Source organism: Vibrio sp. ER1A, assembly GCF_000733315.1.
Classification (GTDB): domain Bacteria; phylum Pseudomonadota; class Gammaproteobacteria; order Enterobacterales; family Vibrionaceae; genus Vibrio; species Vibrio mediterranei.
Map to the genome: position 1 here is coordinate 1 of NZ_JPJA01000072.1, position 1529 is coordinate 1529.

Annotated in this window: 1 protein-coding gene; it reads right to left on the reverse strand. The window is 44.0% G+C overall.

Translation table 11 applies throughout. The features are described from left to right. Positions 1 to 1529, reverse strand: a 1529-nt coding sequence (locus tag HW45_RS04755) for a trypsin-like serine protease (protein ID WP_038225307.1), incomplete at both ends; no start/stop codon positions are given.

The window sequence follows — 1529 nt, forward strand, 5'->3', positions numbered from 1 at the left end:
CTCGCGGGTGAATAGTTACCGTCGATTGATGCTTCACCTTCATACAGAGTAAATGTGTAAGAATGAGAATACCCTGTTGCCAATTCAGAGCCTTCAATTACACAGGTCACGATGTCGTCAATAGCATCTTTTGCACACTGGCCATAGATGGTGCCATCGCTATCTCGTACGGTGTAGTTGACCTCGGATATCTTTGTACTGCTTGTTCCTAGAGAGAACTCGATATACAAAGATCCTTCAGCGTGGGAAAGGTTGACTGATGGGTTACCATTACTATCGATGTTAATGTTGGTGCCGTTATTATTTAGCGAATCGCCGTCCTCTAGCGGGATGGTGGTCGTTGCGCTTGGAATGTCAAACGCTGTGGTTCGAGGAATGCCATTGATAACAGCGATAGTGAAGTTGTGCTTACCAGTATATGAGCCGTATCCAAATCCAGATTTACGGATGTCCATGTTCACCGTGCAGTACTCAAACGAATTAAGTTGCGTTCTGCAGTCATGGTTAATCACTGCGTAACCTTCTGCAATCACAGAGCCAGATTCGGCGATATCGATGGTTGCGATATTATTCGTAAAGTTTTGGATAACGTAATCGAAACTTTGTCCATTGCCGATAACAGGTACTTTAATGATATCTAGCTGCGGAGTGGTTACTTCATTGATCGCATTGAGGATAAATTGCTTATGTGGAGCAAATTCATAGAAGCGCGATTGATAAGGTGTGCTCATTGAAACCGTTGAGCCGACACCATAAGCTACGTTGTTTAGAATGATCGGAGTGCCACTGTCGCCAGAGCCTACGCCCTGACCATCGTCTTCGGGGTGGGTGAATAGTAGGGTTGGCTTAAATGGCGAGTAGCAGTATAGCTCCTCAGGAGGGCAGTTGTCATACATCTCTGAGGCCGTCAGTTCAAGTTTCCCTTGCATCAGTCTTGTGGGGTAATAATAGTTTTCTGGTTTTTCACCAGTTTGGCCCCATCCATTAAATGTAAAGGTTTGTCCGTTTGGAATAATTTGTTGAAAGTTCTCATCACGAATGAAACCCAGGGCGAATGAAGAGTTGTGAAGGATTGGTTCTTCAAGCTCTAGAATGGCCAAATCTAAGAATAAATTGTATTTATTACCTAGGTGGTCTTCAAAGGATTTGTTCGTTTCGGTGCCAATGGCTTTGTTGGTATCGTAGTTACGAACTTCGTCGATGTAATCTTTATCAAGTAAAAAATCAAACCAATATGGCAGTCCAGAGTCTACGTTTCGGGTAAATCCATCGCCATTTACATCGACTTCTATGTAACCAAGAGACTCGTACATATCCCTAGTGTAAGTTAGACGTTCAGCATATTCCTTACCACGTTGTACGGTGTGTAGTTTGTAAGTTGTACTGTATTTATTATTAGAATCCCAGCCTGTGTTTACATCTTGCCAAATGGTGATGTTACCTTCAACTTCCGCGCAGTGAGCAGCTGTAAGGATGAAGCGGCCGGCGATAAGTCCGCCACCACAGCTACCCGAGATTCCGCAGCATAT